Source organism: Gordonia sp. (in: high G+C Gram-positive bacteria), from assembly GCF_020438995.1.
In the GTDB taxonomy this organism is placed as follows: Bacteria; Actinomycetota; Actinomycetes; order Mycobacteriales; family Mycobacteriaceae; genus Gordonia.
On sequence record NZ_JAGQTN010000013.1, the window covers coordinates 1 to 24,647 of the forward strand.

A 24,647-nucleotide genomic window follows, 5' to 3' on the forward strand; every position below is an offset into this window, starting at 1 on the left:
ATGAGAACCTGCGTGCTGACGACCGCGTCTGCGGCGTGGCCGATCAGGACCTGCCGCGCAAGTTCCTGCTTTTCCGGGAAACGGTCATCGAACTGATAAGCGAGGAGATTGGTGTCGAGAAAGACACTCACCGAGTGAGTCCCCTTTCGCCGTACAACTCCTCCCGGGTCCAGCCTCGCCCATCACTACTGCCGCTCAGCTCTCGGGAAAGCGCCACGAATCGCAACGCCGCCTCCTGCCGCCTCGCGATCTCGGCATCCGCATCCGCATATTCAAGAAGTCGCTGTGCAAGGTACTGGTTGACCGACTCACCGCGCTCGATCGCCCGGATCCGAGCGCGTTTGAGCACCGCATCGTCAACGGTGATGGTCAGGTTCGCCATCTGGTGAGTGTAGCACCGATTCCGTGCTACACGAGTACCTTTCCGGCGAACCGAGTCAGGCCTAGTGATCTGCTGAGAGGAAGGGTTCAGGAATCGGGATCGGCAGGGCAGTATTGTAGAAACGTTGCTACATCGGAGGTGATCCGTGACGACTGTCAGTGCACGCGAGTTCAACCAGGATGTGAGCGGGGCCAAACGCGCCGCCGACGAGGGGCCTGTCGTCATCACGGACCGCGGCGAGCCGGCGTACGTCCTGCTCTCCATCGCCGACTACGAGCAGATGCGTGACCGGCGGAGTCTGCTCGATGCGTTGCAGATGGACGACGATGTCGAGTTCGAGCCGGTCGTGTCGCGGACGCTCCCCCGGGCAGCCGACCTGTGACCTATCTGCTCGACACCAACGTCGTCAGTGAACTGCGCAAACGACCGGGACAAATAGACGAGAACGTCTCGACGTGGGGTGCCGCGTTGGCCGTGAACGAGCAGTTCCTCAGCTCGATCACGGTCTTCGAGATCGAACTCGGCATTCTCCGTATCGAACGCCGGGACGAACTCCAGGGAAAACTGCTACGCCGTTGGTTCGACGCCCGCGTGATCGGCGCATTCGAGAAGCGCACGCTTCCTGTCGATCGGGAGATCGCCCGTCGCGCAGCACTTCTGCACCTCCCCGACCCGCGACCGGAACGCGACGCGTATATCGCGGCAACCGCGCTCGTCCGCGGGCTCACCGTCGCCACGCGCAACGTCGATGATTTCGTGCCGATGGGTGTCGCCGTGGTCAACCCGTGGCTGCCAGCGCGATAAATATTGTGGTCAGTTCCGGAATCCGGGACCGACCGCAATCTTTATGGGCCTCAGGCGGTGGCGCGATTGGTGCCGACGCCCTTGAGGCCACGCCAGACGATGCCGACGAGGAGGTCGGTGGCGGCGTCGAGGTCGACGTCGCCCTCGGCGATGCGGTCGGCGACGGCCTCGGTGGCGCCGACGATGGCCAGGGCGGTGAGTTCGAAGTCGAGATCGCTGGCACCCTGGACGGTGGTGCCCGCCCGGATCAGCTCGGCGACCATCTCGGTGATCCGGCGGCGGCTGTCGGTGACCCGGGAGGTGAAGGCCGCGGTACCGATCGCCACGCGGTACAGCACCCGCCACGACCGGCGGTTCTCGTGCACGTAGCGCAGGAACTCGCGTACCACGGTGTGGGCCTGTTCTCGCTGAGGGAGATTCGGGTTGAACCCGACGCTCATCGCCTCGATGAAGCGGCCGGATTCACGGCTCATGCAGGCGCCGAACAGCTCCTCCTTGGAGCCGTAGTACAAGTACAGCATCGGTTTGGAGATCTCCGCCTCGGCGGCGATCGCATCCATCGAGGTGTCCCGGAAGCCGTGGTCGGCGAACACTCGCACCGCGGCGTCGAGCATCTGCTGCTCACGCACCGCGCGGGGTAGTCGCTTGGTTCCGCCGACCATTGTCATGCCTCGATTCGTGGTTACGCGGGGCAGCGAAACGCCACCCACACCACCCCAACTTACCAGTCGGTAAGATACGGTGGCCAACCGTAGCGCGAATCAGCAGGTCACGATGCCCTTCGCCCGCAGCACCCGAACCACCTTCTTATCGACCGCGGACTGGCTGATCCGCCCGTCCCGCACGGCGGCCTCAAGCGCGTCGAGCACCGCCGGCACCTGATCGGTCGTGGTCCACAGCGCCACATCGACACCCGCCCGGATCGACAGGACCGCCGCCTGTGTGATCGGGTACTTGGAGCTGATCGCGGCCATCGACCCGAGATCGTCGGAGAAGATCACCCCGTTGAACGCCGGCCCGTTGTAGCCCTTGCCGGTCCGCAGCATCCGGATCGCCTTCGCGTCGAGGCTGGCCGGCATATCCGGCGACGTCAGCCCCGGCACGATGAGGTGACCGACCATCGCCGCGGCCGGGCCCGGATTGGCCAGTAGCCGGCGGAACGGGACCAGGTCGTTGTTCTGCAGCGACGCCAGCGGCGGAGTCTGCACCACCCCGAGATGCGAGTCACCCGAACCATGCCCGTGGCCGGGGAAATGCTTGTACACCGGGATGATCCCGGCATCGGCCAGCCCGCGGGCGAACGCACCGCCGAATCGGGTGACCACATTCGGGTCGTTGCTGAACGAGCGGTCGCCGATCACCTCGTCGTCGGACTCGTTGCTGACGTCGATCGATGGCGCGAAATCGACGGTCACGCCTAGGCGCTTCATCTCCCGGCCCATCTTTGCCGCGATCGCCCGCACCTGCGCGGGCGTCGAGGTCCGCGCCAGTTGCCGTGCCGACAGCGCGTCGATACCCAGCCCCGACAGCCGCGATACCCGGCCGCCCTCCTGGTCGACGGACACCATCAGCGGGATCTTCGCACCCCGGGAGATGCTTGCCGCGGCACCGCTGGTCAGGATCGACTTGTCGGTCCAGCTGCCGATGAAGATGCCGCCGATCTGCTCCGAGTTCACCACCTGCCGCGCGTCGTCGGTGCCGGTGACACCCACCATGATCAACTGCGCCAGCTTCTGCCGCTGCGTCATGTTCTTGAGCGTCGTGGCGCCGCACCGGTTGGTCAGCGTGGTCAGCGAAGGCGTGGCGGAACCGCTCGGCAGTTGAACTGACGACGACGCCGCGGACGTCCGGGTGGCGGTAGCCTGCGACGAACCGGCGACCGTGGCGCCCTCGTCACCGCATCCGGCGGTCAGCCCCGCGCTCAGCGCGATGATGGATGCGAGAGCGGCGGCCCGGACCGCGCCGGCAGGTGAACGAGTCGTCAGAAAACGCATACCCGCCAGTCTGTCATGTCCGGCCGGTCATGCACATCGACGAACACCGACCACACCCACCGACCTGGTGTTTTCATAACCTGCGGCCGTGGAGGCCACCGAGTGCCACCGATCGCGCGTGGTGGATCGACCACAGAGACGCCGATACACGCGTGCCGCTGCTGACACCAGGTGCGCTCTGGTAAGTTCACATGCCATGGAGAACCGTCTTGTCACCGGTGGCGTCGCCGCTGTCGCGGGTATTGTCATCGGACTCGGCGCTGTGCTCCTCGGGGGCGTCGTGGCCACCGAGACCAAGCCGGCCACCGACCTGAACAGCATCTCCCCCGAGGACGGCTTCGTTCAGGGTGCGGTCGAGTACGGCTCCCGTTCCGCCGCCGAAGCGGACTGATCTCTCCTTCATGCTCCCCAACGCCGGTTGGGGTGTGCCCGCGGCCGGTTGAGAACCGTGACCTGATGTCGGCGCGCGGTGTGGTCATCGCCGCGCTATGTGCGCTGATCGTCTCGTTCGCGCAGTCCCCCGGCCGGATCTCGGCCGACACCAAACTCGACCTCACCGCCAATCCGCTCGGTTTCCTCGGCCGGGCCACCCACCTGTGGTCGCCAGAGGCGCCGATGGGGCAGGTCCAGAACCAGGCATACGGCTACTTCTTCCCGCACGGCGCGTTCTTCGCCGCGGGCGACCTCGCACACATACCGCCGTGGATCACCCAGCGTCTGTGGTGGGCGGTGCTGCTGACAGTCGGGTTCGTCGGGATCGTGCGGCTGGCCGAGGCACTGCGTGCGGGGTCGCCGGCGTCACGGATCGTCGCGGCGACGGTATTCGTGCTCAGTCCGCGGGTACTCACCACACTCGGGTCGATCTCGTCGGAGACGTTGCCGATGATGCTGGCGCCATGGGTGCTCATCCCGGTGATCCGGGCGCTCGATCGCGGTGACGAACCGCTGTGGCGGCAGGGGTTCCTGTCGGCTGCGGCGGTCGCGCTGATGGGGGCGGTGAACGCGGTCGCGACCGTCGCGGCGCTGGGCGTCGCACTGCTGTGGTGGTTGCTGACGGTCCGCCGGGCTGGTATGCGCGCCGTGTGGTTCGCCCTCTGGTGGGTATTGGGGCTGGTGCTGGCGTGCGCCTGGTGGATCCTGCCGCTGCTGATGATGTCGCAGGTCAGCCCCCCGTTCCTGGATTTCATCGAGTCCTCGCGCACGACGACGCAATGGTCGTCGCTGACCGAGGTGCTGCGCGGGACGAGCGCGTGGACGCCGTTCGTGTCGCCGGAGCGGGTGGCGGGGGCGGTGCTGGTGACACAGCCCGCGGCGGTCCTGGCGACCGGGGTGCTCGTCGCGGCGGGTCTGGCCGGGCTGACTATGCGCGCGATGCCCGGCCGCGGCAGACTCGTCACGATCCTGCTCACGGGACTGCTGGTGATGTGCGTCGGCTACGCGGGGGCGCTCGGCTCGCCCATCGCCGAATCCGTGCGCGAGTTTCTCGACGGTGCGGGCGCACCGCTGCGCAACATCCACAAGTTCGAGCCGTTCGTCCGGATTCCGGTGGTACTGGGCATCGCGCATCTGCTGGCGCGGGTGCCGTTGAGCGATCCGCGGGCATTCCTGCGGCCGACGATGTCGCGCGGGTCGGCAGCCGCCCTCGCATTGGCCGTTGCCGTCGTCGGGTCGGGGTCGTTGATGTGGACGGGGCAGCTCGCGCCCGTCGGCACCTATCGGTCGATGCCGTCGTACTGGACGCAGGCCGCAGACTGGCTTGAGCAACACAGCGCACCACCCGGGAGGCCGGCCCTGCGGTCGCTGGTGGTGCCGGGCGCGCCGTTCGCCGACCAGTTGTGGGGGCTGACCCGCGACGAGCCGCTGCAGGCGCTGTCGGACACGCCGTGGGCGGTGCGCGATGCGATCCCGCTGGTCCCGCCCGGCGCGATCCGGGCGATGGATTCGGTGCAGCGGCAGATCGCGTCCGGACGCGGCTCACCCGGACTCGCGGCGACCCTCGCCGGCCAGGGCATAGGATTCGTCGTCCTGCGGGCCGACCTCAACCCGGACACCTCGCGCTCGGCGCGGCCACTGGTCGCCCAGCAGGCGCTCGACGATTCGCCTGGGTTGTCGGTCGCTGCCCGGTTCGGGCCGCTGGTCGGCCCGGCCACCGTCGAGGGAGTGGTCCGCGACAACGGACTGCGGCCCGCCCTGCCCGCGATCACCGTCTACGCCGTCGCCGATGCGGCCCGGTCCGGCGGTACAGGTCCCGTGCTCGTCGACGCCGCGTCCGTACCGCGGGTTTCGGGTGGCCCGGAAGCCCTCGCCGCACTCAACGCACAGCGGGTGCGGGCGGGGCTTCCCGCGCTCGGGCCGGCCGTTCTGGATGCCGACGCACAGCGTTTCGACGCCGAACACCCGCGGGAGCCGCTGCCGTCCGCCCCGAGGATCATCACCGACACACCCACCGACCGGGAGATCGACTTCGGCAGGGTCGACGACCACAGTTCGGCGATCCGAACCGCCGACGACCCTCGTCGCACCCAGAATGCGTCCGCCGACTACCCCGCCTGGGACGGCATAGACGCCGACGATCTGGTGCGTGCGCAATGGCTGCTCGACAACCGGCCCGGACAGGTCAGGGTGTCCAGTTCGGGTTCGGCGGCCGACGCGACACAGCCGGGGCAGACCTCACCGACCAACTCGACGGCCGCGGCGTTCGACGGAAAGCCCGGAACCGCCTGGGTGTCGGGCGGTTTGGCGGCAGCGGCCGGAAAGTGGTTGCGGCTGAGCTTCACCCGGCCACGCACCGGCCTGTCGCTGACGCTGACCACGGCGCGGGCAATCGGACCCGACGTTGACACCGTCGTCGTTACCACGAACACCGGAAGTTCTGTTGCCCAAGGTATTTCACCGGGAAAACCGTTCACGGTGACCCTTCCGGGCGGATCCACCTCGTGGATCGAGATCCGGGCCTCGCACACCGCTACCGGCAAGGCCGGCAACCAGTTCGCGATCGCCGAGGTCGCACTCACCGATCTGTCGACGGGGACACCATTGTCTATCCGGCAGCGGGTCACACTGCCCGAATTGCGGAAAGGACCGGACGTCGCACAGTGGGTTCTGACGCAGGAACTCACCGGACGATCGGCGTGTGTGCGGGACACCAGTTCGAGCGATGAATTATTCAGGTGCGCTTCCGGTTTGAGTCTGCCACCGGAGACCCGGGGGGTATTCACCCGCGCCCTGTCAGTGCCGTCGGACACGGCCGTCTCACCGGCCGTCACCCTCATGCCCACCCCCGGCGACGGTTTGCGTGCACTCCTGCACGAACCCGGATCCGTTGTCGCAGACGGACCGTCGGACGTCACCGACCCACGTGGCACCGCGCAAGCCGCCGTCGACGGCGATCCGGCGACCGTGTGGACCGCGCCCGAGGACGGCGCCCGTGATGACGACGATGACACCGGCGATGCAAGAGGCGGCGACAAGAAGGACGGCAACAAGAAGGAGGACGATGATGATGATGATGATGATGCGGAATCCGGTCGCGAACCCGCCGGTAATCCTGCCGGTGATGAAAAGACCCTGAACACGGGCGGATACGGCGACGCCGGCACGAAGACGGAGTCCCGCGATCGGGACGGCGCGGACAAGGATTCAGTAAGGGAACGGGCTTCGGGACCCACGCTGACCATCCGGCTGCCCCGCGTGCAGCGCGTCGACAGGCTTCGCATCGTCGCACCATCGACCTATCCGGCGGCGCCCACAGATGTGTCGGTCAACCTGGGTACCCGCTGGATCACCCGGAAGGTCGCCGGCGACGGGACAGTGACGCTGCCCGGCACCCGCACCGACAGGATCCGGCTGCGGGTCGACAAATCCGCCGACCTCATAGACGTAAATGCGCTGGGCTTCGCCAAGAAAGCACCTGCCGGGATCGCGGATGTGCAGATCTCACCGGACCCGGACGCCCGGCCGTTCGATCCCGACCGGGTGATCACCGTCGGCTGCGGCGACGGCATCGGAATCACCGTGGCGGGCCGCGTGATCGGGCTCGGCCTGCGGACCACGGCAGGCGCTCTGCGCAACGGCGAGGCGGTGACGGCGCGGCCATGCCATTCCACCCCGATTCCGCTGACCGCGGGAGAGCAGGAACTGTCGGTCAACCCCGGATCGGCGTTCAGCGTCCTCGACGTCAATCTATCTACGGCACAACAGATCCCGTCGACCTCATCGGTGCTGCCGCCGGTGGAGAAGTGGTCTGCGACCCATCGGGTGGTCGAGGTGCAGGCGTCGGCGGCGGACCGGATCCTGACCGTCGCCGAGAGCACCAACTCCGGCTGGCGTGCGACGATCGAAACTTCCAGCGGCACAACAACTCTGCATCAGATTACGGTGAACGGATGGCAGCAGGGGTGGGTGGTACCGAAGAACCTGTCGGGACCGGTGACGCTGCGCTACGGTCTCGATACTCCGTATCGCTGGGTGCTGGTTGTCGGGCTGTTACTGATGGCCTTACTGCTGGCGTCGGCGTGGCTCCCGCCGGTTCTCGCGCGTTCGAAGTGGTCGCGTCATGATGACGGCGTCACCGGACCCTTCGAGACCCTCGCTCCTTCGTCGCTTCAGCCTCAGGGATCAAGAGGTGTGGTCACTTCACTTCACCGGTCAAGAGGTGTGGTCACTTCACCTCAGGGATCAAGAGGTGTGGCCGCCGGGCCTCAGGGATCAAGAGGTGTGGTCACCTGGTCTCGGGAATCAAGAGGTGTGGTTGCGGCGAGCACTGCCGCGATTGCGGTGCTGGGCACGGTGTGGCTGTTGACGGGCTGGTGGGGTCTTGGCATCGGCTGCGCGACAGCAATTCTCACCTATCGGCGGGGTCCGTCCGCGCGGGTGGTCGCGGTCTTCGCCACCATGCTCGCCGCCACCGTGGCCCTCGCCTCGGGGCCGTGGCACTCGCCCACCGGTTACCACGGCGACGACTGGTGGACCCAACTTCCCGCCCTGGTCGCGGTCACGATCCTCGTGTGGTCGGCCCTGTTCTCCGTTCGCACAGCGGGCGACAGAACCTAGCCGGGTTCGGCCGGTAGGCTGCCCGACACCGTCGCGCAAGGATGGGTCCGGCAATTTCTACGACGGTTCATCCGTACCGCGGATCAGTCGTCGCCTCCGCCGCCACCGCCGTCGTCGCTGCAACTGCCGCCCCCGTCGTCGCCCCAGCTACCTCCGTCGTCGCAGTTGCTGCCCCCGTGATCGTCGTGCCGGCCACCTGAATGGTCGTCGTGCCGGCCACCCGAGTAGTCGCCGTGCCAGTTGGCTGATTGATCGTCGTGCCAGCCACCTCCGCCTCCGCGGCCCCCGGAGCGACCGCCACCGCGCGATCTGCGGAAAACAATCAAACCGGCGAGGATAAGGACGATGACGACGAATGATACGAAATTGTGGTCGAACATTTGGAACGTTCCTTTCAGTGCACCGACGGTCGCCCCGTGCGGCGGTGTGAAATATGACCTTCTTCGTGCTCGCATGGGTTGTTTCTGGTCCGCTCACGATAGTCGGCAGAACGCTTGCCGATCCTGGTCGCAGCTCGACAAGGACGTCACAGATCGGTGACCGGCGACGAAAGTCCAGGTAGACAGTATGAATCGGCGTCGACAGGTGGGTCCGGGGATACCACCACCGAATGACGCGGCAGCGTCGCCGGCATAGCCCGTCGGCTCACGTCACCGTCGCCGACGACCCTCACGCTCGTTGAGCCAGCGGCGGGTGGGGTCTTCGATGAAGGTGTAGCTTGCGGCCGAGATGCCGATCGTCAGGGTGACGGTGATCAGCAGGACCAGGGGCATGTTGCCGTTGAAGGGGATGATGCCGAACAGGGGGAAGACGATGGCGAGTACGGCGAGGTGCCAGATGAAGATGCCGTACGACCAGCGGCCGAGGGCCTGCATCACCGGGGAGTCAAGGAACCGGAACGGGCCCTGCGCGCATACCAGCGGGGCGAGGAGTGCGTAGGCGACGATCGCGCCGAGCACCATTTTGGTGGCGAATTGGAGGTCGGTGACCTCGCCGAGGCCCGTCGGTCCGGCGAGCGGGGTGCAGGCCAGCCCATAGGCCACCACGAATACCGCACCCATCAGCCGGCGGTTCGCGCTGAAGTCGACGGTGATCCGCAGCCACCTGGGATACGACTGCCGATCGTGGTGGGCCGCTTCGGTGCTCGCTGAGATCTCGGCCAGCACCAGGCCCGCCGCGAACCACGGGAGGTGCCCGAACACCCAGTTCTTGGTTTCGATGCCGTCGGACAGCGGCAGCGTATCCGCGAACCAGGCCCAGCCGAGGCTGACCACTCCCATCGCGAGGATCGCCGGGATACGCAGGCGTGCAAGGTCTCCCCGCAGACGGACCAGTGCGAGACCGATCAGTGGAAGCAGCAGATAGAACGCGACTTCCACCGACAGACTCCACATCTGGGTGAGGCCGGCCGTCAACGACAGCGACACGAAGACCTGCGTCAGCGTCAGATTGGCCAGCCACACCGTCAGGTCGGCACCCTTGGCGTCGGGAAGCAGAGTCAGCACCAGCACGACGACGACGATGTAGGCGGGCCAGATCCGGACGATGCGGTGCCGGAAGTAGCGGCCGATGTCGGGTCGGGGGGCTTCGGTTCGGGCGGACCGGGCCCAGGGGTGCCACAGCAGGAAGCCCGACAGGCCGAAGAACAGGGCGACCGCCAGATCGAGCCTGCCCACGATCGGGCCGAGTACGGCGGTGTCGACGGCGCCGGTCTGGAACGACACGTGCGTGGTGAGCACCGCGATCGCCGCGACCGCACGCATCCCCTCCAACTGCGGGAAGAATCTGCGTGCGACCCCGGCGGGACGATCGGAGTGCGCCGACCGCGGCGTCGGCTGTACCTGCTCGTCCGGGCTGCTGCTCATGTCGGGAAATCAGCGTACGCCCGGACCACGGGGGTGCCGATCAGCAGCCGCCGTCGCCGCCTCCTCCTCCACTGTCCCCGCCACAGCTTCCGCCGTCACCACCACCCCAGCCACCCCAGCCGCCGTGGCTCCAACTGCCGGCGAGGAAACCGCCTCCGGAGTCGCCGGTCCAGCCTGTCCCCCGGCCGCGCAGTGCCCCGCCGAAGATGGCGAAACCGGCGATGACGATGACGATGATCGCCACGATTACGAAGATCAACATGGGAATCCCCTTTCGGTGCGCCGACGATCTCTGACGTGCGGCGTGTGTTCCATCACCTTCTTCTCGGTCACAGACGTTGTGTTCGGTCCGCCCACGATAAGAGGAGACGCGCCGCAGTTCCTGAGCATGGCATAGGAAATCGGTCACGGATCGGTGACTGAGACGAAATCCCAGGTAGACCAGGTGAATCAGTGTCGATGGAGATCATTGGCAGGTGCGCATATACCACCATCGAATGATCCGGCAACGAAACGAGGCGATGCCCTAAGGTCAGCGGTATGCCGTCAGACGCCGCGAACAACCCGGGAGACCCCGCCGGCCCGGACCCCACCACCGACACCGCGGCAGCGCGCTCGGCCGACCCGGCAACGGTCCGTCCCAGGTTCAGCGGTCGCGAACTGGCCGGGCCGACGATGATCTTCGTCGGTGCGTTCCTGCTGTCGGCGGCGATCGCGCTGCCCGCGTTGTTCGTCGGCAAACTGCAGGTACTGCCGCTCGATACCGACGACACGATCGTCGCCCGCTCCACCGCGCCCGCGCAGGTGCTTGATCAGTGTTCGCTCGACACCCCGGCAGCACGGGTCGTCACCACCGAGGTGACCAGGCAACAGCGGATCGTCGCGGTGCGGCCCGCCGGCCGCAGCAAGGTGACATTGCAGGCGGGTACCTCGCTGCGTGCTGACGACAAACTCAACGACTGTTCGGACGGCACGATCAGCGCGATCCGCGACCGGGTCACCCTCGATCGGCAGACGGCGACGTTCCGGCGCAACGGGTCGTCGGAAATCCAGTACGACGACGAGCAGGCCCCGTTCCAGGTGTCCGACCGGACCGGCTTCACCTACGCGTTTGCGTTCGACATGCCACGCCGGGATGCGGCCTTCTTCGACCCGGTCACCCGGATCTCGGTGCCGCTGCGCTACGACGGCGACGCGTCGGTAGAGGGCGCCGAGGCCATCCGGTTCGTCGCCGAGGTTCCCGACACCGACCTGTACGAGCGGCATTCGGGCGCCGACACCGCGGGCAGACCCACGGTGATCGTGCGGCCCGCGTCGTGGTTCGGACTCCCCGGAACCACCCCAATCGCACTACATCTGCATCATCGCAGCACCTGGGAGATCTCCGTCGACCCCGACACCGGCACGATTCTCGACGAGCGGATCACGATCGACGAGCGCTACCGCCCTGCGACTCAGCCGAGCGGGGGGTTCTCGCTGGTCAACCTGGTCACGACGCTCAGCTACACCAAGCACACCCGCGACGCCGCGGTAGCGCGGGCCCGATCACTGGCCCGGCCGGTCACCGTGTGGGGGCGTCTGGTGCCGATCGGAGCGGGTGTCGTCGGCGTGCTCGCAGTGGGCGCAGGCGTCTACTGGCTACGGCGCGAATCGTCGGATGAGGAGCCCGCGCCTGTGGTCGCGACGGACTGAGCAGGTACCTCCGGAGCGGCAACGGTATCGGCACCGAGGTGTGAGCGCCACACCCACAGCACCGTGACCCCGGTCGCGGCCGTCGCCGTCGACGCCGCCACCAGTGCGAGGCCGAGCACCGTGTCGGCAATCGTCACCACCAGGACGCCCTCGACTGCGAGTGCAACCCAGGCGACCAGAGCGACGCGGGTTCGATCTCGCGCGATGGCCCACAGCAGCGTGACCTGCAGCACCGCCAGCATCGAGCCGGTGAACGCGAAGATCCACAGGATCGGCACCAGCGGGCGATATTCGCCGGAAAACACCAGCGGCACCAGCGGTCCCGCGATTCCCGCCCCGACGGTGAGTACCGCACCCACCAGCGCCACCACCCGCACCGCACGCCCCAGCGACCTGCGCGACGTGGTGGGGTCGGCCAGGGCCGGATAGAAGACGACGCCGATGGCCTGCGGCAACCAGAACGCGGCCTTGGTGGCCACGGCGCCGAGCGCGTACACGCCGGCGTCGTCGGCGCCCAGCACCCCACGCGAGACCAGCAAATCCAGCGACACCGCCACCACCAGCACGAACTGCACCTGCGAGGCGCGGATCACGCTGAGTGCACCGGTCCCCGTGCCGGACCCGTCCGCTGACGTGCGCATCCGGGAGATGCCCGCACGCACCACGAACCACGCGGCGCCCGCTGCGACAACCGCCCCGGCCGTCCCCGCGGCCAGAGCCGTCCCGGCCCCACCTCCGAACGCGAGCGCGATCACCACTGGCACCGACCGCAGAATACCGACGCCGGCGAGCACGGTAGCCAATGCGGGAAAGTCGCGCCCACCTTGCAGCAGGCCCTGCACTCCGGCGATCAGCACCAGGATCGGGGCTGCCGCCAGACCGGCCACGGTCGTCGCGAAACCGGTGTCGGCAAGCCACATGAACAGCGGCACAGCGGGCACCATCAGCGCCGCCACGACCACCGTCACCAACACGGTGAGCCGGATCAGCTCGCCGACCGGCCTGCCGTGCACCGTGTCGCGGGCCACCACCGCCTGCAATGCCAACGCGGGTACTGCCAGCACCAGCATCGCCGCCATGAGCACCGCGAACTCGCCGTACGCCGATGCGCCCAGCCAGCGGCCCGCCGGAACGTGCACGAGGTACGCACAGATGTTGGCTACCATCGACCCGGCCGTCACCAGACCCACCGAAGCGGCGAGGGTGCGCTGTGAGGTGTCGGGCATGGCTTCCAGTCTGTCAGTGATGCAACGGTCCCGATGTCGCAGGTCCATGCCGTCGGTGGCGGTCGTCGCGAAGGAGTTGGTCACCTCATGCGCGCATGTCACCGGACCCTTCGAGACGCTCGCTCGTGCCTCGCACCGCCCTCAGGGATCAAGTTGGTCCGCCAAGTGCCGACGGAACCTCAGGGATCAGGAAGCGGCGGGGGAAACGAAACTCGTAGATTTTGCGGGCGGTGTGCCCGATGGGCGACGATGGAGGCTTACGCGAAGGAAAGGCACCGATGTACGACCAGCCGACCACCACAGAGATCGACCCGAGCGAAGCCGGTTTCCGGATCGACCCGGTCCTCGCGCGGAGCTGGCTGCTCGTCAACGGTGCGCAGTACGGGAAGTTCGCCTCGGCGGGCCGCTCACGTGCCGACATCGTCGTCCTCGACATCGAGGACGCCGTCGCCCCCAAGGACAAGACATCCGCCCGCGACAACGTGATCCGCTGGCTCGGTTCCGAGGAGGGCAGGGGCGACTGGGTGCGAGTCAACGGTTTCGGCACGCCGTGGTGGGCCGACGACCTGGCCGCGTTGTCGCAGGTGCCTGTCGGCGGCGTCATGCTGGCGATGGTCGAATCGCCCGACCACGTCACCGAGACCGCGACGCGGCTGCCGAACGTGCCGATCGTCGCGCTCGTCGAAACGGCCCGCGGGCTGGAACGGATCAGCGAGATCGCGTCGTCGAAGAACACCTTCCGGCTGGCGTTCGGCATCGGCGATTTTCGTCGCGACACCGGTTTCGGCGGCGATCCGCTGACCCTGGCGTACGCCCGGTCGCGGTTCACGATCGCCGCGAAGGCCGCGCATCTGCCGTCGGCGATCGACGGACCGACCGTCGGGTCCAGTACCCACAAGCTGAGCGAGGCCACCGCCGTCAGCGTCGAGTTCGGTATGACAGGCAAGATCTGTCTCACCCCCGACCAGTGCCATCCGGTGAACGAGGGACTGTCTCCACAGCAGGAGGAAATCAGCTGGGCGAGAGAGTTTTTCAGTGAGTTCGAGCGTGACGGTGGGGAGATCCGCAACGGTTCGGACCTGCCGCGCATCGCCCGCGCCACCAAGATCCTCGAACTGGCCCGCTCCTACGGCATCACCACCTCCGACTTCGACGACGACGAGCCCGGGCATCCGCCGGCGCCGTCGGACACCTACCACCACTGAGCTTCTTCGCTCACCCCACCATGTCGACGGACCGTTCGCTGCTGCTGAAGCTGTACGCGGTGAGCGCGGCGGTGGCCGTCGTGATCCTGGGGCCGATGCTCCGATCACTGGGTGACGGGCGGTACCTGCTGTACCGGGATGCGGTGTCGACGCCGCGGTCGTATGTCACCGATTCCGCGGTCGGTGTCGGCGGGGTTCCTGCGCGGGCGGTCCCACAGGACTGGCTGCTCGCGATGCTCACGCCGGTGGTCGACGGCGGGGTCGTGGTGGTCGCGTTGCTGGGTCTCGGGTTGATGTTGGCCGGGGTGGGTTTCGGCCGGCTCGCCGCCCGGGCGGTGCCCGCCGCCGGTCATGCCGGGGCGTGTTTCGCGGCGGTGGTCGCGGTGTGGAATCCCTTTGTGGCCGAACGTCTTCTGCAAGGCCACTGGAGTCTGTTGATGTCGTATGCGGCGCTCGGCTGGGTGGCCGTCGCGGTGATGGACCGCCCGTGCGGGTTTCGTGGGTGGGTGGTGCTCGCGGGGTTGTTCGCGTGGGCGGGGTTCACGCCGTCGGGGTCGGTGTTTGCCGGTGTCGTGGCGGTGACGGCTGTGGTGGCGTCAGGTGCCCCGGGTCACCGGACCCTTCGCGACCCTCGCTTCTTCGTCGCTTCGGCCTCAGGGATCAAGATGTTTGGTCGCGACCAACCCGCGCACGCCCCTGAGCGCGAAACGGCAAGGAGGGCGAACCCCACCACCTCCCCGACCCCCAACAACAAAACAACAAACAGGGCAGACCCAACCACCTACTCGACCCCCGACAACGAAACGACGAAGGGGGCGGACCCGACCACCTTCTTGATCCCTGAGGGCGAAGCGACGAAGGAGCGAGCGTCTCGAAGGGTCCGGCGAGATGGGGCTCCCAACAGGGGAGTCGCTATCGCGTCGGCGTGGGTGGTGGGGGCGTTGCCGTGGGTGGTGGCGTCGCTGGTCGGGGGTGCGGACGCGACGTCGTCGGGGGCGGGGGTGGACGCTTTCGGCGTGCGTGCCGAGCCTGGCCTGGGCACGTTGGGTACCGTCGCCGGGTTGGGCGGCATCTGGAACGCCGATGCGGTGCCGGGCAGTCGGAGCGTGTGGTGGGCGTCTGTCGCGACCATCGCGTTTATGGTGATCGTGGCGATCGGTGTCGTCGAATTATGGCGCCACCAACGGGATTCGCGTGTCTGGAAGGTCTTTGCCGGGTGCGCCGTCGTGGCGCTGATCGCGGTGGCCGGTCCGGGTGAGAGCGTGCTGACCTGGCTGGTCGAGGAGATCCCGGGTGCGGGGCTGCTGCGCGACACCCATAAGTATGTGGCGCTGGCCGTCCCGTTCTACGCGATCGCCGCAGGCGCCGCGATCAGTGCCGTCAAACGTTGGGTGCCTGCGGCTTTCGCCGTTGCCGCCGGCCTGTTGCTGGTCGTCGCACCACTGCCCGACCTCGCCTGGGGAGTGGGCGGTTCGATCCGCACCGTCGCACTGCCCGACTCGTTCCGGCAGGCGGCACAGGTCATCACACCCGATCACGGAATGGTGGCGATCTATCCGCCGGGCCAGATTCGGCGGTATTCGTTCACCGGCACAACCTCACTCGACCCACTCCCCCGGATGCTGCGCGCACCGGTCGTCGACGCCGGTGCGCTGACCGTCGACGGCATCGACGTCGACGCCCCGTCCGGCCGGGGTGCCGACGTCGACGCCGCGCTCGTAGAGGGCGGAGACCCCGGCAGGCTGGCCGCGCTGGGAGTCGGATGGGTGGTCGTCGAAGGCGGGGATCTCCCCGCTGAACTCGGAAAGCTCACTCCGGCAATGCAACACGACGACCTCACCGTCTACCGGATTCCCGGCGACATCGCCGCCACCGGAGCAAGCGGCATCGTCCGCACTGCCGCCTGGGCCGCTCACCTGCTCTGGTTTGCCGCGCTTCTCGCAGGCATGGTGTTCGCGGCGCAGAGGGCGGCGAAGCCGTCGGCGGTGGACGACCAGGAGTAGCCGGCGGCCTTACGCCGGGCGTTGTCGCCGAGGCGTCGGGCAGCCGCCGGATCGTCGACGAGTTTTCTTGTGGCACTGATGAATTCATCGGGACCGTCGACGAGCAGACCCGTCTCGCCGGTGGTGATGGATTCGGCCAGGCCGACAGAGGAGCGGTAGCCGACCGTGGGCACACCGTGCTGGGCGGCCTCGATGACGGCCAGACCCCAACCTTCCTTGCGCGACGGCATCAGGTGCACGTCGGCCGCCGCGAGGAGTTCGTGTTTGCGGCGTTCGTCGACGTGGCCGTGGAACGTGACGTAGTCGTCGACACCGAGCTCTCGGGCATACGCCCGGAGCCTGTCGTCCCACCAACCGCCGCCGATCACGTCCAGGTGCACGTCGTCGCGGGTGTGCCGCAGATCGTCGACCACGTCGAGGGCGTGTTCGACCTGCTTGTGCGGGACCAACCGCGACAGCACGCACAGCCGCGCCGTCGACGGGGAGTCGGTCGACGGGGTGGGGGGCGCGAGCAGGTCGGCAGGCACCGGGTCGATGCCGTTGTGGATCACGGTGATCCGTTCGGGGTCCACGCCCAGTTCGGCCAGTTCCCGTGCCGACGGCCGCGACACCGTCACATAGCGGTTGCGGCGGTGCACCCAGGGCGAGAGCCGCGACTCGATGAACCAGCCGACATACCCTAGGAGCCGTCCGGCGACCGGCCACTGCTCGCGATGACAGTGGTGCACCAGCACGACGGTGGGGGCGCCGCTGATGGTCGTCGCGAAGAACGGCACCCCGTTCTGGGTGTCGACGACCAGGTCCGGATCGAAGCCCGCCAATGGACCCATGCCGAGCCGTCCTGCGGCGATGATCGCGAGCGCCGACGGGTACACCCCGAGCCTGCCACCTGCACGGATGATCCGCAGACCGTCGCGGTACTCCTGCTGTCCCGACCCCGGATAGCGCGCCGTAAGCAGTGTGACCCCGACCCCACGTGAAGCCAGTTCGGTACCGACACGTTCGAGGTAGCGCTCACTGCCGCCGCCCTGCGGGTGGCCGGTGTCACGCCAGCACAGCAGCAGGACCTTCGACGGGATACTCATCGCGGGCCAGTTTACGGGCACAAACCCCACCGCAGCGGGTCGGCATCGCAATTATTGTGATGCCGGGCCGCAGCGGTGGGGTTTGGGACGGCTACAGCGAGGTGTGGGATGGGGGTGGTTGGCCGGCGAGTGCCCAGCGGCCCAGGTGGTGGACCTTCCAGCGTTCGGGGTCGTGGAGGGTGTGGGTTCGGGCGTCACGCCAGAAGCGGGACCAGTTGGCCTTGCCGGACGCCGAGCGGGTGCCGCCGAAGTCGAACAACTGGGCCGCCGCATCCCTGGCTGCGCGGCCGGCCGCGATCTTGGCCGCGGCCGTGGCCAGGGATGCCTCGGCGACACCGGCCGGTTCTTGGGCCTCCTCAATGCGCCGGGCCGCGGTCTCCAGCAGGGATTCCGCCGCCCGCACCGACAGTTCCAGCTCACCTGCCTGCGCGATCAGGTAGGGGTCGTCGACGGCGCGGTCGAGTCCGGACTCGAACCAGGGGCGGGCGACGGTGACCACCTCGGCCGCCGCCCCAAGTGCGCCACGGGCGATGCCGACGTCGATGGCGGCATGCACCAGTTGCGCCCGGGCCCCGTACGTCGACGGTTCGCTGAGCAGACCCGAAAAGTCCAGCAGCGCAGAATCATCGATGGCGACATCGGTGAAAGTGACCGTGCCGCTGCTGGTGGTGCGCTGGCCGAAACCATCCCAGTCGTCGACGATCTCGATGCCGGGGGTGTCGGCAGGTAGGTACACGAGCGTTTTCCGTTGCGGGCCTTGCTCATCGGCGACCACCGCGCGCACGGCGAGGATGTCCGCGAAGTAGGCACCCGTGCAGTAGTACTTGGTTCCGCCCAGCCGTAAGCCATCCGGCGTCGAGGTGACGGTGGTGGAGTCGTCGGTGACCGTCTTGCCGGTGCGCTCGTTCTGCGCGTTGGCCAGCCTGCCGCCGGCCAGCACTCGTCCGAACACCCACTCCCGCAATTCACGGGAACCGCTGCGGCGCAACGCCTCCAGGAACGTGAAGTGGCTCTGCGGGATCTGCGCGATACTCGGGTCGGCGGCGGCGATGATCGCCACCACCTGCGCAAGCGTGGACGGTCCTAAGCCGGGCCCGCCGAACTCGCGCGGCACCGTGATCGCCAGCAGCCCCGACGCCGACAACTGCTTGATCTCCTCGACCGGCAGTCGCCGTTCGGCGTCCCGCGCACTCGCGCCCGCCGCGAAGGCGGACGCGAGTGCGGTGGCAGCGTTCACTGCCGCATCATGATCAACCGGTACGGGCACGCCGACCAGCGTAGGTGAAAACCCTTGTTCCGGCACGGAAATCAGCTGTACAGCGTGAACTGCGGGGCGCGCTGGTTGAGGACCCAGTCACCGATCTCGCGGGCCTTGTAGGCCACCGGATCGTGCACGGTATGGGTGCGCAGGTTGCGCCAGTGCCGGTCGAAACCGTAGGCGGCGGTGGTGGCGCGAGCACCCTGGATCTCGAACAACCGCGAGGCCACCTCGAGCGACACCTTGGTCGTGAGGAACTTGGCCTCGGCGATCTTGACCGCGGTGTCGGCGCGCTGCTCGGCGCTCAGCTCGGGTCCGAAGTCCAGGGCCCACTGCAGGGCCTCACCGGCCCGGTCGGCCAGCAACGATGCCGCGGTGACCTTCGCCTTCAGTTCACCGACCAACTCCAGGATGTACGGGTCGTCGGTGGCGGCGTCGACGCCCGATGTCTCCCAGGCACTGGCGTTGATGCGGGTCCAGTCCAGGGCCTCCTCCAGTGCACCTTCGGCGGTGCCGATGTAGAAGTTGACGAACGCGAGCTGCCAGTGCGGGGTGACCAGCGTCTGGTAGTCGGAGAAGGTCTTGCCGGTGAGCGGATCATCACCCAGGATCTCGCTGCGGGCGATGGGGGTGTTGACGAATTCGACACCGCCCGAGTCGGTCAGGCGCTGGCCGATGTTGTCCCAGTCCCCCAGCGGCGTAAAGCCTTCCTTGTCGCGCGGGATGGCCAGGAACACCAGATCGCCCTCGAAGATCGCGGTCACCGACAGCCGGTCGGCGACGCTCGCGCCGGAGGCGAAGGTGCGTCGGCCGTTGAGGCGGAAGCCGTCGCCGTCGCGGGTCAGTTCCAGACCCGACGCTCCGCGCGGATTCTGCACGCCACCCCAGAACGACTTCTCCGACGCGTTCTGCCGGGACAGTTCCTCGGCCTGCTCGGGAGTGCCGAACAGGTGCGGAATGCGCTGCTGCGCATAGTGATAGCCGAGCAGGTGGGCGATGGAGGTGTCACCGCGCGCGATACGCCGGGTGATCTCCTGCGACTGTGCGTAATTCAGTCCGGAGCCGCCGAAATCGACGGGCTCACCCACCTGCAGCAGGTCGGCGTTACGGAGGAGTTCGATCTCGGCGACGGGGTCGGCATTGGCCCGGTCTCGTTCGGCGGCGGTGGCGCGCAGTTCGGCGGCCACCAGGTCGGCGCGGCGCAGCGCGTCGGCGAATCGGGTCTGTTGATCGGCGGTGATCGTTGCGGTCATCTGAATGTGAAACTTTCTGTGTGGATGCGAGATTCAGGAGTTGACGAGGATGCCGTTGCGGGCGAGTTCGGATTCGAGCTTGCCGCTGGCGGCGAGATCGGCTTCGAGCTCACGGACCAGCGGCAGGATCCGGGTGCCGAAGTACTCGACGTCTTCGAGGTAGTGCAGGAAGCCGAGCAGCAGCAGGTTGACGCCGCGTGTCTTGTAGGCGACGATCCGCTCGGCGATCTGCTCGGGCGTGCCGATGAGGCCGGTGCGGAAACCGTCGTTGTACTGCACCAGGTCGGCGAATTCCGAGTCCTGCCACATGCCCTTGCCGTCGGCTGCGGACTTTCCGGCCTGCTTGACGGCCGAACCGAAGCCTTCGACGGCCTCGCGGTCGGCCTTGTCGACGATCTCGCGCAGCACATCGCGGGCTTCGGCCTCGGTGTCGCGGCCGATGAGGAACCCGTTGAGACCGAACCGGACAGTCCGATTATGCAGAGCTGCTTCAGTTTTGACGTCGATGACCTGCTCGGTGATGCCGTCGAAGTCCTTACCGTTGCTGAAGTACCAGTCCGAGACGCGGCCGGCCATCGCGCGGGCGGCCGTCGAGTTGCCGCCCTGGAAGATCTCCGGATGCGGGCGGCCCGCGACCTCGGTGGGTTTGGGTTTGAGGTCGAAGTCGTGCAGGCGGTAGAAGTCGCCGGCGAACTCGGCGTGCTCGCTGGTCCAGATCTCGCGCAGGTAGGTGATGAACTCCTCGGACCGGCGGTACCGTTCGTCGTGTTCGAGCCACGGTTCGCCGAGTTTGGTGAATTCGTCCTTGAACCAGCCGCTGACGACGTTGACGGCGGCGCGGCCCCCGGACAACTGGTCGGCGGTGGCGATGAGTTTGGCCAGCACACCCGGCTGCCACAGGCCCGGGTGCACCGCGGCGATCACCTTGAGGCGTTCGGTGGCCAGCAGCAGCGCGAGGGAGAAGCTGGTCGACTCATGCTGGTAGGCGGCGCCGTAGGAGGCGATGTACCGGACCTGGGAGAGGGCGTAGTCGAAGCCGTTGTTCTCGGCGAGAACGGCGAGGCGCTTGTTGTAGTCGTAGCTCCAGTCGGTGCGCTGCTCGATCTTCGAGACAACCAGTCCGCCACTGACATTGGGAACCCAGTAGGCGAATTGCAGCGGCCGGTGCGCCACTTCCAGAGCATTGTGCTCGGCAGTATTTGAGGACATGAATCGAGTGTGCAAAGTACCGACGCCGTCGACAACCATTGGAATCAATCCGAACGCAAAGCCCAGGCAGCCCTTTTTGTGTAGGTATTGTGACCTATTTTCCCGCTGCCGGTCATACCGCACCCGACCCGCAGTTCGGGCTACGGACCGGCGACAGCCAAGATGGTGCGGTGAGTTCCCGATCAGCCTTCGCCCGCTATGCGACGCTGCGCCGCGCCGCCCGTCTGCTCAACGACTTCCGGTTCGAGCAGACCGATCCGGCCCGGTTCTACGGCGCGATCGCCACCGACACCGCGGTGATGGCGGACTCGGTGCACCCCGGCGGGCTGTCGGGCACCACCATGCTCGACGTCGGCGGCGGTCCCGGCTACTTCGCCGACGCCTTCGCCGAACGCGGCGCGACCTATCTGTCCGCCGAACCCGACCCGTCGGAGATGCATGCCGGCGGCCTGGACCAGCGGGCGAGCGTGCGGGCGTCCGGACAGCAGCTTCCGTTCGCCGACAACAGTTTCGACATCTGCCTGTCGTCGAATGTCGTCGAGCACACCTCGGCACCGTGGGCCATGTGCGAAGAGATGCTGCGCGTGACCCGGCCCGGCGGCACCGTCATCGTCAGCTACACACTGTGGTACGGCCCGTTCGGCGGTCACGAGATGGGTCTGACACACTACGCCGGCGGGCACCGCGCCGCGCGCTGGTACACCCGCCACCACGGTCACCCGCCCAAGAACCTGTACGGTACCTCACTGTTCAAGGTGACCGCCGCCGAGGGGCTCGCCTGGTCGCGATCGGTGGCCGGTGCCGCCGACACCACCCTGGCCTTCCCCCGGTACCTGCCGTCGTGGCTGTGGCCGATCATGCGGGTACCGGGGCTGCGGGAGGTGCTGGGCACCAATCTCGTTCTGGTCCTGCGTAAGCGGTGACCGTTACCGTCCCGACAGAATCGACGCCGCGCAGGTGAGCAGACCGCCGTTGCTGGTCTGCGTGGCCAGCGTCTCACCGTCGAACTCGATCTTGCAGGTGAGCGGACCGCGGATCACCACCGCTGTCAGCCGTGCCTGGCCGCCGGTGATGTCAACCCGCTGCGACCACGGTGCACTGGTGGTGGCGACCACATTGATCCCACCACCGTCCGTGTAGTTCAGTCCGACCACGTCGCCGCGGCCCGTGATCTGATAGGTCACCCCCGATGACGCCCTCCGCGTAGTCGTGGTGGACTCCGGCGCCTCCGAGGTTTTCGTCGTTGTACTTTCGGCGGTGCTGGTCGGCGTGGGGCGGGACGTGGTCGTGCGGGTCTTCGTGGTCGACGACGCGGCGGCCGACGTGCCCCCGGACTCGTCGTCCGAACCACCGGTCAGTGCCAGCGCCGCCACCACGCCGATCACGACGAGCGCGACGACGACCAGCGCCACCAGCGCGATGGTGCGGCCCCGGGAACCTCCCGGCCGCCCACCGTCTGGCACGCCATGGTTGCCCGGCGGCTGCTGTCCCGGGGGTTGCTGCCCATAGCCCTGTGGATCCCCGTAACCCTGCGGGTTCCCGTAGCTCGGTGGTTGGCCGTAACTCTGCGGCTGCCCATAGCTCTGCGGCTGCCCATAGCTCTGCGGTTGCCCGTAACCCTGTGGTCCGTACTGGGTCTGCCCGAATTGTCCGGGATACTCCTCGTTGTGCTGGGGCGCGAGGTACGGCTCCTGATACCCGGGGTCACCATAGGCCGAGGTGGGCGGCAGCTCGTCGAACCTGCGTGTCGACCCGCCGCCGTTTCCACCTGGGGTATTGCCGGGATCGCCGTACTGGCGTGGGTCGTCGGGTGGTTGCGTCATAACTCCGATTGTGGCAAATCGTAGCCCGCATATCCGCCGGTCGACCGACGGACAGCTACCGCTCGCGTTCGATGAGGTTGACCGGCCACGCCTCGTCGGGGATCTGCTGCAGGGTGCAGACCTGGTCGACGGCGGTGAACCAGCCGCGGAAATGCAGGATCTCGCCGATGACGGGATTGTGCACGGTGGCATCGCACCGGAACCGCTGATGTCGCTCGTCCCACCCCTCGATGTACTTCATCTGGGTCGAGAACGGTCCGCGCATCCCGAAGTTGGGGCCACGGCCCAGCCAGCGCAGAGGGCCGCTCTCGAGCAGCAACTCCCCTGCCTTGGTGACCGACGGTTCGATCGGATACAGCAATTCGGGTCCGTCGCCGAAGTAGTCGACGAGGCCGTCGCGGCCCGAGACCAGCAACGAGTTCACGTTGCGGGAGCCGGAGGTGTACTGGAACTCGCGCAGCACGGCCAGACATTCACGGCCCAGTTCGTCGACATAGCAGTACTGGCTCTGTTCGAACGGAACCATGCGGCTGGACTTGGCCGGCATCGCGTGCCGGCTGGCGTAGTGCTTGAAGAACATCGGCGACAGCGCATTGTTGGTGTACACGGACTCGTAGATGCCCGACGCGATCTGCGCCACCCCCGACGTGGAGTCGACGCTGTACCGCCAGGCGACGTTGGGATGCAGACGCGCGAAGTCCGACCCCAGCATTGCCTGATAAACCGGCGCCACCACTACTCCCTTCTTGTCCTGCGCGTTGATGTCCCTGCGCGTCAAAATGTCACCGCACGTATGTCCCCCGGATCGGTACCGAATCTACTACGGCACACCGACAGGGCGGCCGGTAACCGTCACCAAAACCGGGACTACCGTCGATCGTGCACGATCAGGCCGCTACGCCAGGAACCGGTCCCGGAGCGTTCCGCGGGCCTGATCGTCGAGGCCCAGACATCCGGTGAGATAGCCGTCCATCCCACCCCACACGCGCTCGGCCTCCGCGAACGACTGGTCGAGATACCTCGCGTCGACGCCGAGCAGCGGACGCAGCAGGTCCGGATCGCCGCCGGCCTGCTCGAACTTGGCGAACAGGCCGTCGAATGTCGGCAGCAGATGGTCGTTGGTGAGCAGGTACTCGCGGTAGATGTCCTCGCGGGCCACGCCGAGTGCGCTGAGCAGCACGGCCGTCGCCCAGCCGGTACGGTCCTTGCCGGTGGTGCAGTGGATCAGCAGCGCGGCGGAGTCCTGGCCCAGCAGCCCGTCGACCATGCGTCGGTAGGACCTGATCGCGCTCGGCAGCGTCACGTAGTGCCGGTACGACTCGCTCATGTGGCCCACGGCCTTGCCGCCGGCGAGTTCGATGTTCATCTGCGCGACCACCGCCGGGTCGACGAGCACCTCGTGCAACTTGGCCGGAATGTCCTTGTCTGCGTCGGCGAGCACGTCGAGCGACAGATTGGCCTGCTCACCGATCGGGGCGTCGGGAGCTTCGGTCCGCTCTTTCGCAGTCCGCAGATCGTAGATGGTGGTGATGTTCAGCGACTGCAGATGCTCGCTGTCGTCGTCACTGAGCGAGTGCAGCGCCGTCGACCGGAACACCATGCCGCGACGGACGATCCGGCCGTCGGCGGTGGGCCAGCCGCCGACATCGCGCAGATTGGGCAGAGTCGCCAGCTCGATCAGCTGTCCCGGCTGTGCCTGTTCACCCGCTGTTACCTGCTCACCGGCCATGTCGGTCATCATGTCATGCGCTCCTTCAAACGGACGACACGCGCTCGGCCGGAGAACGGGAACGATA

The 24,647-nt window shown here is 67.4% G+C and carries 22 protein-coding genes; 8 read left to right on the plus strand and 14 right to left on the minus strand.

From position 1 onward, the window contains the following. Positions 1 to 127: 127 nt before the first annotated feature. A complete protein-coding gene (locus KDB67_RS00750) occupies positions 128 to 382 on the minus strand; it encodes a hypothetical protein (protein WP_291011150.1) in 255 nt (84 codons plus the stop codon). Between the two features lie 145 nt (positions 383 to 527). Between KDB67_RS00750 and KDB67_RS00755 the strand changes: the two genes are divergently transcribed. After that, entirely contained in the window at positions 528 to 764 is a 237-nt protein-coding gene (locus tag KDB67_RS00755) for a type II toxin-antitoxin system Phd/YefM family antitoxin (protein WP_291011152.1), read from the plus strand. Next, complete coding sequence (locus tag KDB67_RS00760; RefSeq protein ID WP_291011154.1) at positions 761 to 1,186, plus strand: type II toxin-antitoxin system VapC family toxin; 426 nt, start codon at positions 761 to 763, stop codon at positions 1,184 to 1,186. Before KDB67_RS00755 ends, KDB67_RS00760 begins: the two co-directional genes overlap by 4 nt. A 50-nt stretch (positions 1,187 to 1,236) precedes the next feature. On the opposite strand, the gene KDB67_RS00765 is transcribed toward KDB67_RS00760, so the two are convergent. Both KDB67_RS00765 and KDB67_RS00770 read right to left on the minus strand, forming a co-directional pair. Further along, complete coding sequence (locus tag KDB67_RS00765; protein ID WP_291011224.1) at positions 1,237 to 1,848, minus strand: TetR/AcrR family transcriptional regulator; 612 nt, start codon at positions 1,846 to 1,848, stop codon at positions 1,237 to 1,239. A 99-nt stretch (positions 1,849 to 1,947) separates the two neighbouring features. Beyond that, the gene (locus KDB67_RS00770) at positions 1,948 to 3,180 is read right to left on the minus strand and encodes a glycoside hydrolase family 3 N-terminal domain-containing protein (protein WP_291011156.1); all 1,233 of its coding nucleotides are present in this window, start codon (positions 3,178 to 3,180) and stop codon (positions 1,948 to 1,950) included. Between the two features lie 196 nt (positions 3,181 to 3,376). On the opposite strand from KDB67_RS00770, the gene KDB67_RS00775 reads away from it, so the two are divergent. Together KDB67_RS00775 and KDB67_RS00780 are read left to right on the plus strand one after the other, a co-directional pair. Beyond that, positions 3,377 to 3,571: a DUF2613 domain-containing protein gene (locus tag KDB67_RS00775; RefSeq protein WP_291011158.1), complete on the plus strand. Its 195-nt coding sequence runs from the start codon at positions 3,377 to 3,379 to the stop codon at positions 3,569 to 3,571. A 65-nt stretch (positions 3,572 to 3,636) separates the two neighbouring features. Continuing rightward, entirely contained in the window at positions 3,637 to 8,232 is a 4,596-nt protein-coding gene (locus tag KDB67_RS00780) for a DUF3367 domain-containing protein (RefSeq protein ID WP_291011160.1), read from the plus strand. Positions 8,233 to 8,315: 83 nt separating this feature from the next. On the opposite strand, the gene KDB67_RS00785 is transcribed toward KDB67_RS00780, so the two are convergent. From KDB67_RS00785 to KDB67_RS00795, 3 genes are all read right to left on the minus strand, one after another. Continuing rightward, positions 8,316 to 8,612: a hypothetical protein gene (locus tag KDB67_RS00785; protein ID WP_291011162.1), complete on the minus strand. Its 297-nt coding sequence runs from the start codon at positions 8,610 to 8,612 to the stop codon at positions 8,316 to 8,318. 270 nt (positions 8,613 to 8,882) lie between these two features. Further along, a complete protein-coding gene (locus KDB67_RS00790; RefSeq protein WP_291011164.1) occupies positions 8,883 to 10,097 on the minus strand; it encodes an acyltransferase in 1,215 nt (404 codons plus the stop codon). A 40-nt stretch (positions 10,098 to 10,137) separates the two neighbouring features. Beyond that, positions 10,138 to 10,359 carry a hypothetical protein gene (locus tag KDB67_RS00795; RefSeq protein WP_291011166.1) on the minus strand — a complete coding sequence of 74 codons (222 nt, stop codon included), beginning with the start codon at positions 10,357 to 10,359 and terminating at the stop codon, positions 10,138 to 10,140. 278 nt (positions 10,360 to 10,637) lie between these two features. Here KDB67_RS00795 and KDB67_RS00800 point away from each other — a divergent pair, with 278 nt between their 5' ends. Beyond that, on the plus strand, positions 10,638 to 11,789 hold the full coding sequence (locus KDB67_RS00800; RefSeq protein WP_291011168.1) for a DUF3068 domain-containing protein: 1,152 nt from the start codon (positions 10,638 to 10,640) through the stop codon (positions 11,787 to 11,789). Here KDB67_RS00800 and KDB67_RS00805 read toward each other — a convergent pair. After that, positions 11,729 to 13,015 (minus strand): polysaccharide biosynthesis protein, encoded by a 1,287-nt coding sequence (locus KDB67_RS00805; RefSeq protein WP_291011170.1) that lies wholly within the window; start codon positions 13,013 to 13,015, stop codon positions 11,729 to 11,731. The genes KDB67_RS00800 and KDB67_RS00805 overlap by 61 nt on opposite strands. A 278-nt stretch (positions 13,016 to 13,293) precedes the next feature. Here KDB67_RS00805 and KDB67_RS00810 point away from each other — a divergent pair, with 278 nt between their 5' ends. Then, positions 13,294 to 14,220: a CoA ester lyase gene (locus KDB67_RS00810; RefSeq protein WP_291011172.1), complete on the plus strand. Its 927-nt coding sequence runs from the start codon at positions 13,294 to 13,296 to the stop codon at positions 14,218 to 14,220. Positions 14,221 to 14,240: 20 nt separating this feature from the next. Then, positions 14,241 to 16,223: a hypothetical protein gene (locus tag KDB67_RS00815; protein WP_291011174.1), complete on the plus strand. Its 1,983-nt coding sequence runs from the start codon at positions 14,241 to 14,243 to the stop codon at positions 16,221 to 16,223. On the opposite strand, the gene KDB67_RS00820 is transcribed toward KDB67_RS00815, so the two are convergent. The 4 genes from KDB67_RS00820 to sfnG form a co-directional block, all read right to left on the minus strand. After that, a complete protein-coding gene (locus KDB67_RS00820; RefSeq protein WP_291011176.1) occupies positions 16,133 to 17,308 on the minus strand; it encodes a glycosyltransferase family 4 protein in 1,176 nt (391 codons plus the stop codon). The two genes, KDB67_RS00815 and KDB67_RS00820, sit on opposite strands and share 91 nt — an antisense overlap. A gap of 91 nt (positions 17,309 to 17,399) precedes the next feature. Continuing rightward, positions 17,400 to 18,575, minus strand: a complete 1,176-nt coding sequence (locus KDB67_RS00825) for an SfnB family sulfur acquisition oxidoreductase (protein ID WP_291011179.1) — start codon at positions 18,573 to 18,575, stop codon at positions 17,400 to 17,402. Between the two features lie 41 nt (positions 18,576 to 18,616). Next, on the minus strand, positions 18,617 to 19,819 hold the full coding sequence (locus KDB67_RS00830; protein ID WP_291011181.1) for an acyl-CoA dehydrogenase family protein: 1,203 nt from the start codon (positions 19,817 to 19,819) through the stop codon (positions 18,617 to 18,619). Between the two features lie 33 nt (positions 19,820 to 19,852). Continuing rightward, positions 19,853 to 21,028 carry a dimethylsulfone monooxygenase SfnG gene (gene sfnG / locus KDB67_RS00835; RefSeq protein WP_291011183.1) on the minus strand — a complete coding sequence of 392 codons (1,176 nt, stop codon included), beginning with the start codon at positions 21,026 to 21,028 and terminating at the stop codon, positions 19,853 to 19,855. A 170-nt stretch (positions 21,029 to 21,198) separates the two neighbouring features. Here sfnG and KDB67_RS00840 point away from each other — a divergent pair, with 170 nt between their 5' ends. Further along, positions 21,199 to 21,951 (plus strand): class I SAM-dependent methyltransferase, encoded by a 753-nt coding sequence (locus KDB67_RS00840; RefSeq protein ID WP_291011185.1) that lies wholly within the window; start codon positions 21,199 to 21,201, stop codon positions 21,949 to 21,951. A 3-nt stretch (positions 21,952 to 21,954) separates the two neighbouring features. Here KDB67_RS00840 and KDB67_RS00845 read toward each other — a convergent pair whose 3' ends face one another. The 3 genes from KDB67_RS00845 to KDB67_RS00855 all read right to left on the minus strand — a co-directional run bounded on the left by KDB67_RS00845 (position 21,955) and on the right by KDB67_RS00855 (position 24,592). Beyond that, a complete protein-coding gene (locus KDB67_RS00845) occupies positions 21,955 to 22,851 on the minus strand; it encodes a hypothetical protein (RefSeq protein WP_291011187.1) in 897 nt (298 codons plus the stop codon). Between the two features lie 55 nt (positions 22,852 to 22,906). Continuing rightward, entirely contained in the window at positions 22,907 to 23,584 is a 678-nt protein-coding gene (locus tag KDB67_RS00850) for a DUF4166 domain-containing protein (RefSeq protein ID WP_291011226.1), read from the minus strand. A gap of 162 nt (positions 23,585 to 23,746) precedes the next feature. Next, the gene (locus tag KDB67_RS00855) at positions 23,747 to 24,592 is read right to left on the minus strand and encodes a tyrosine-protein phosphatase (protein WP_291011189.1); all 846 of its coding nucleotides are present in this window, start codon (positions 24,590 to 24,592) and stop codon (positions 23,747 to 23,749) included. Between the last annotated feature and the right edge of the window lie 55 nt (positions 24,593 to 24,647).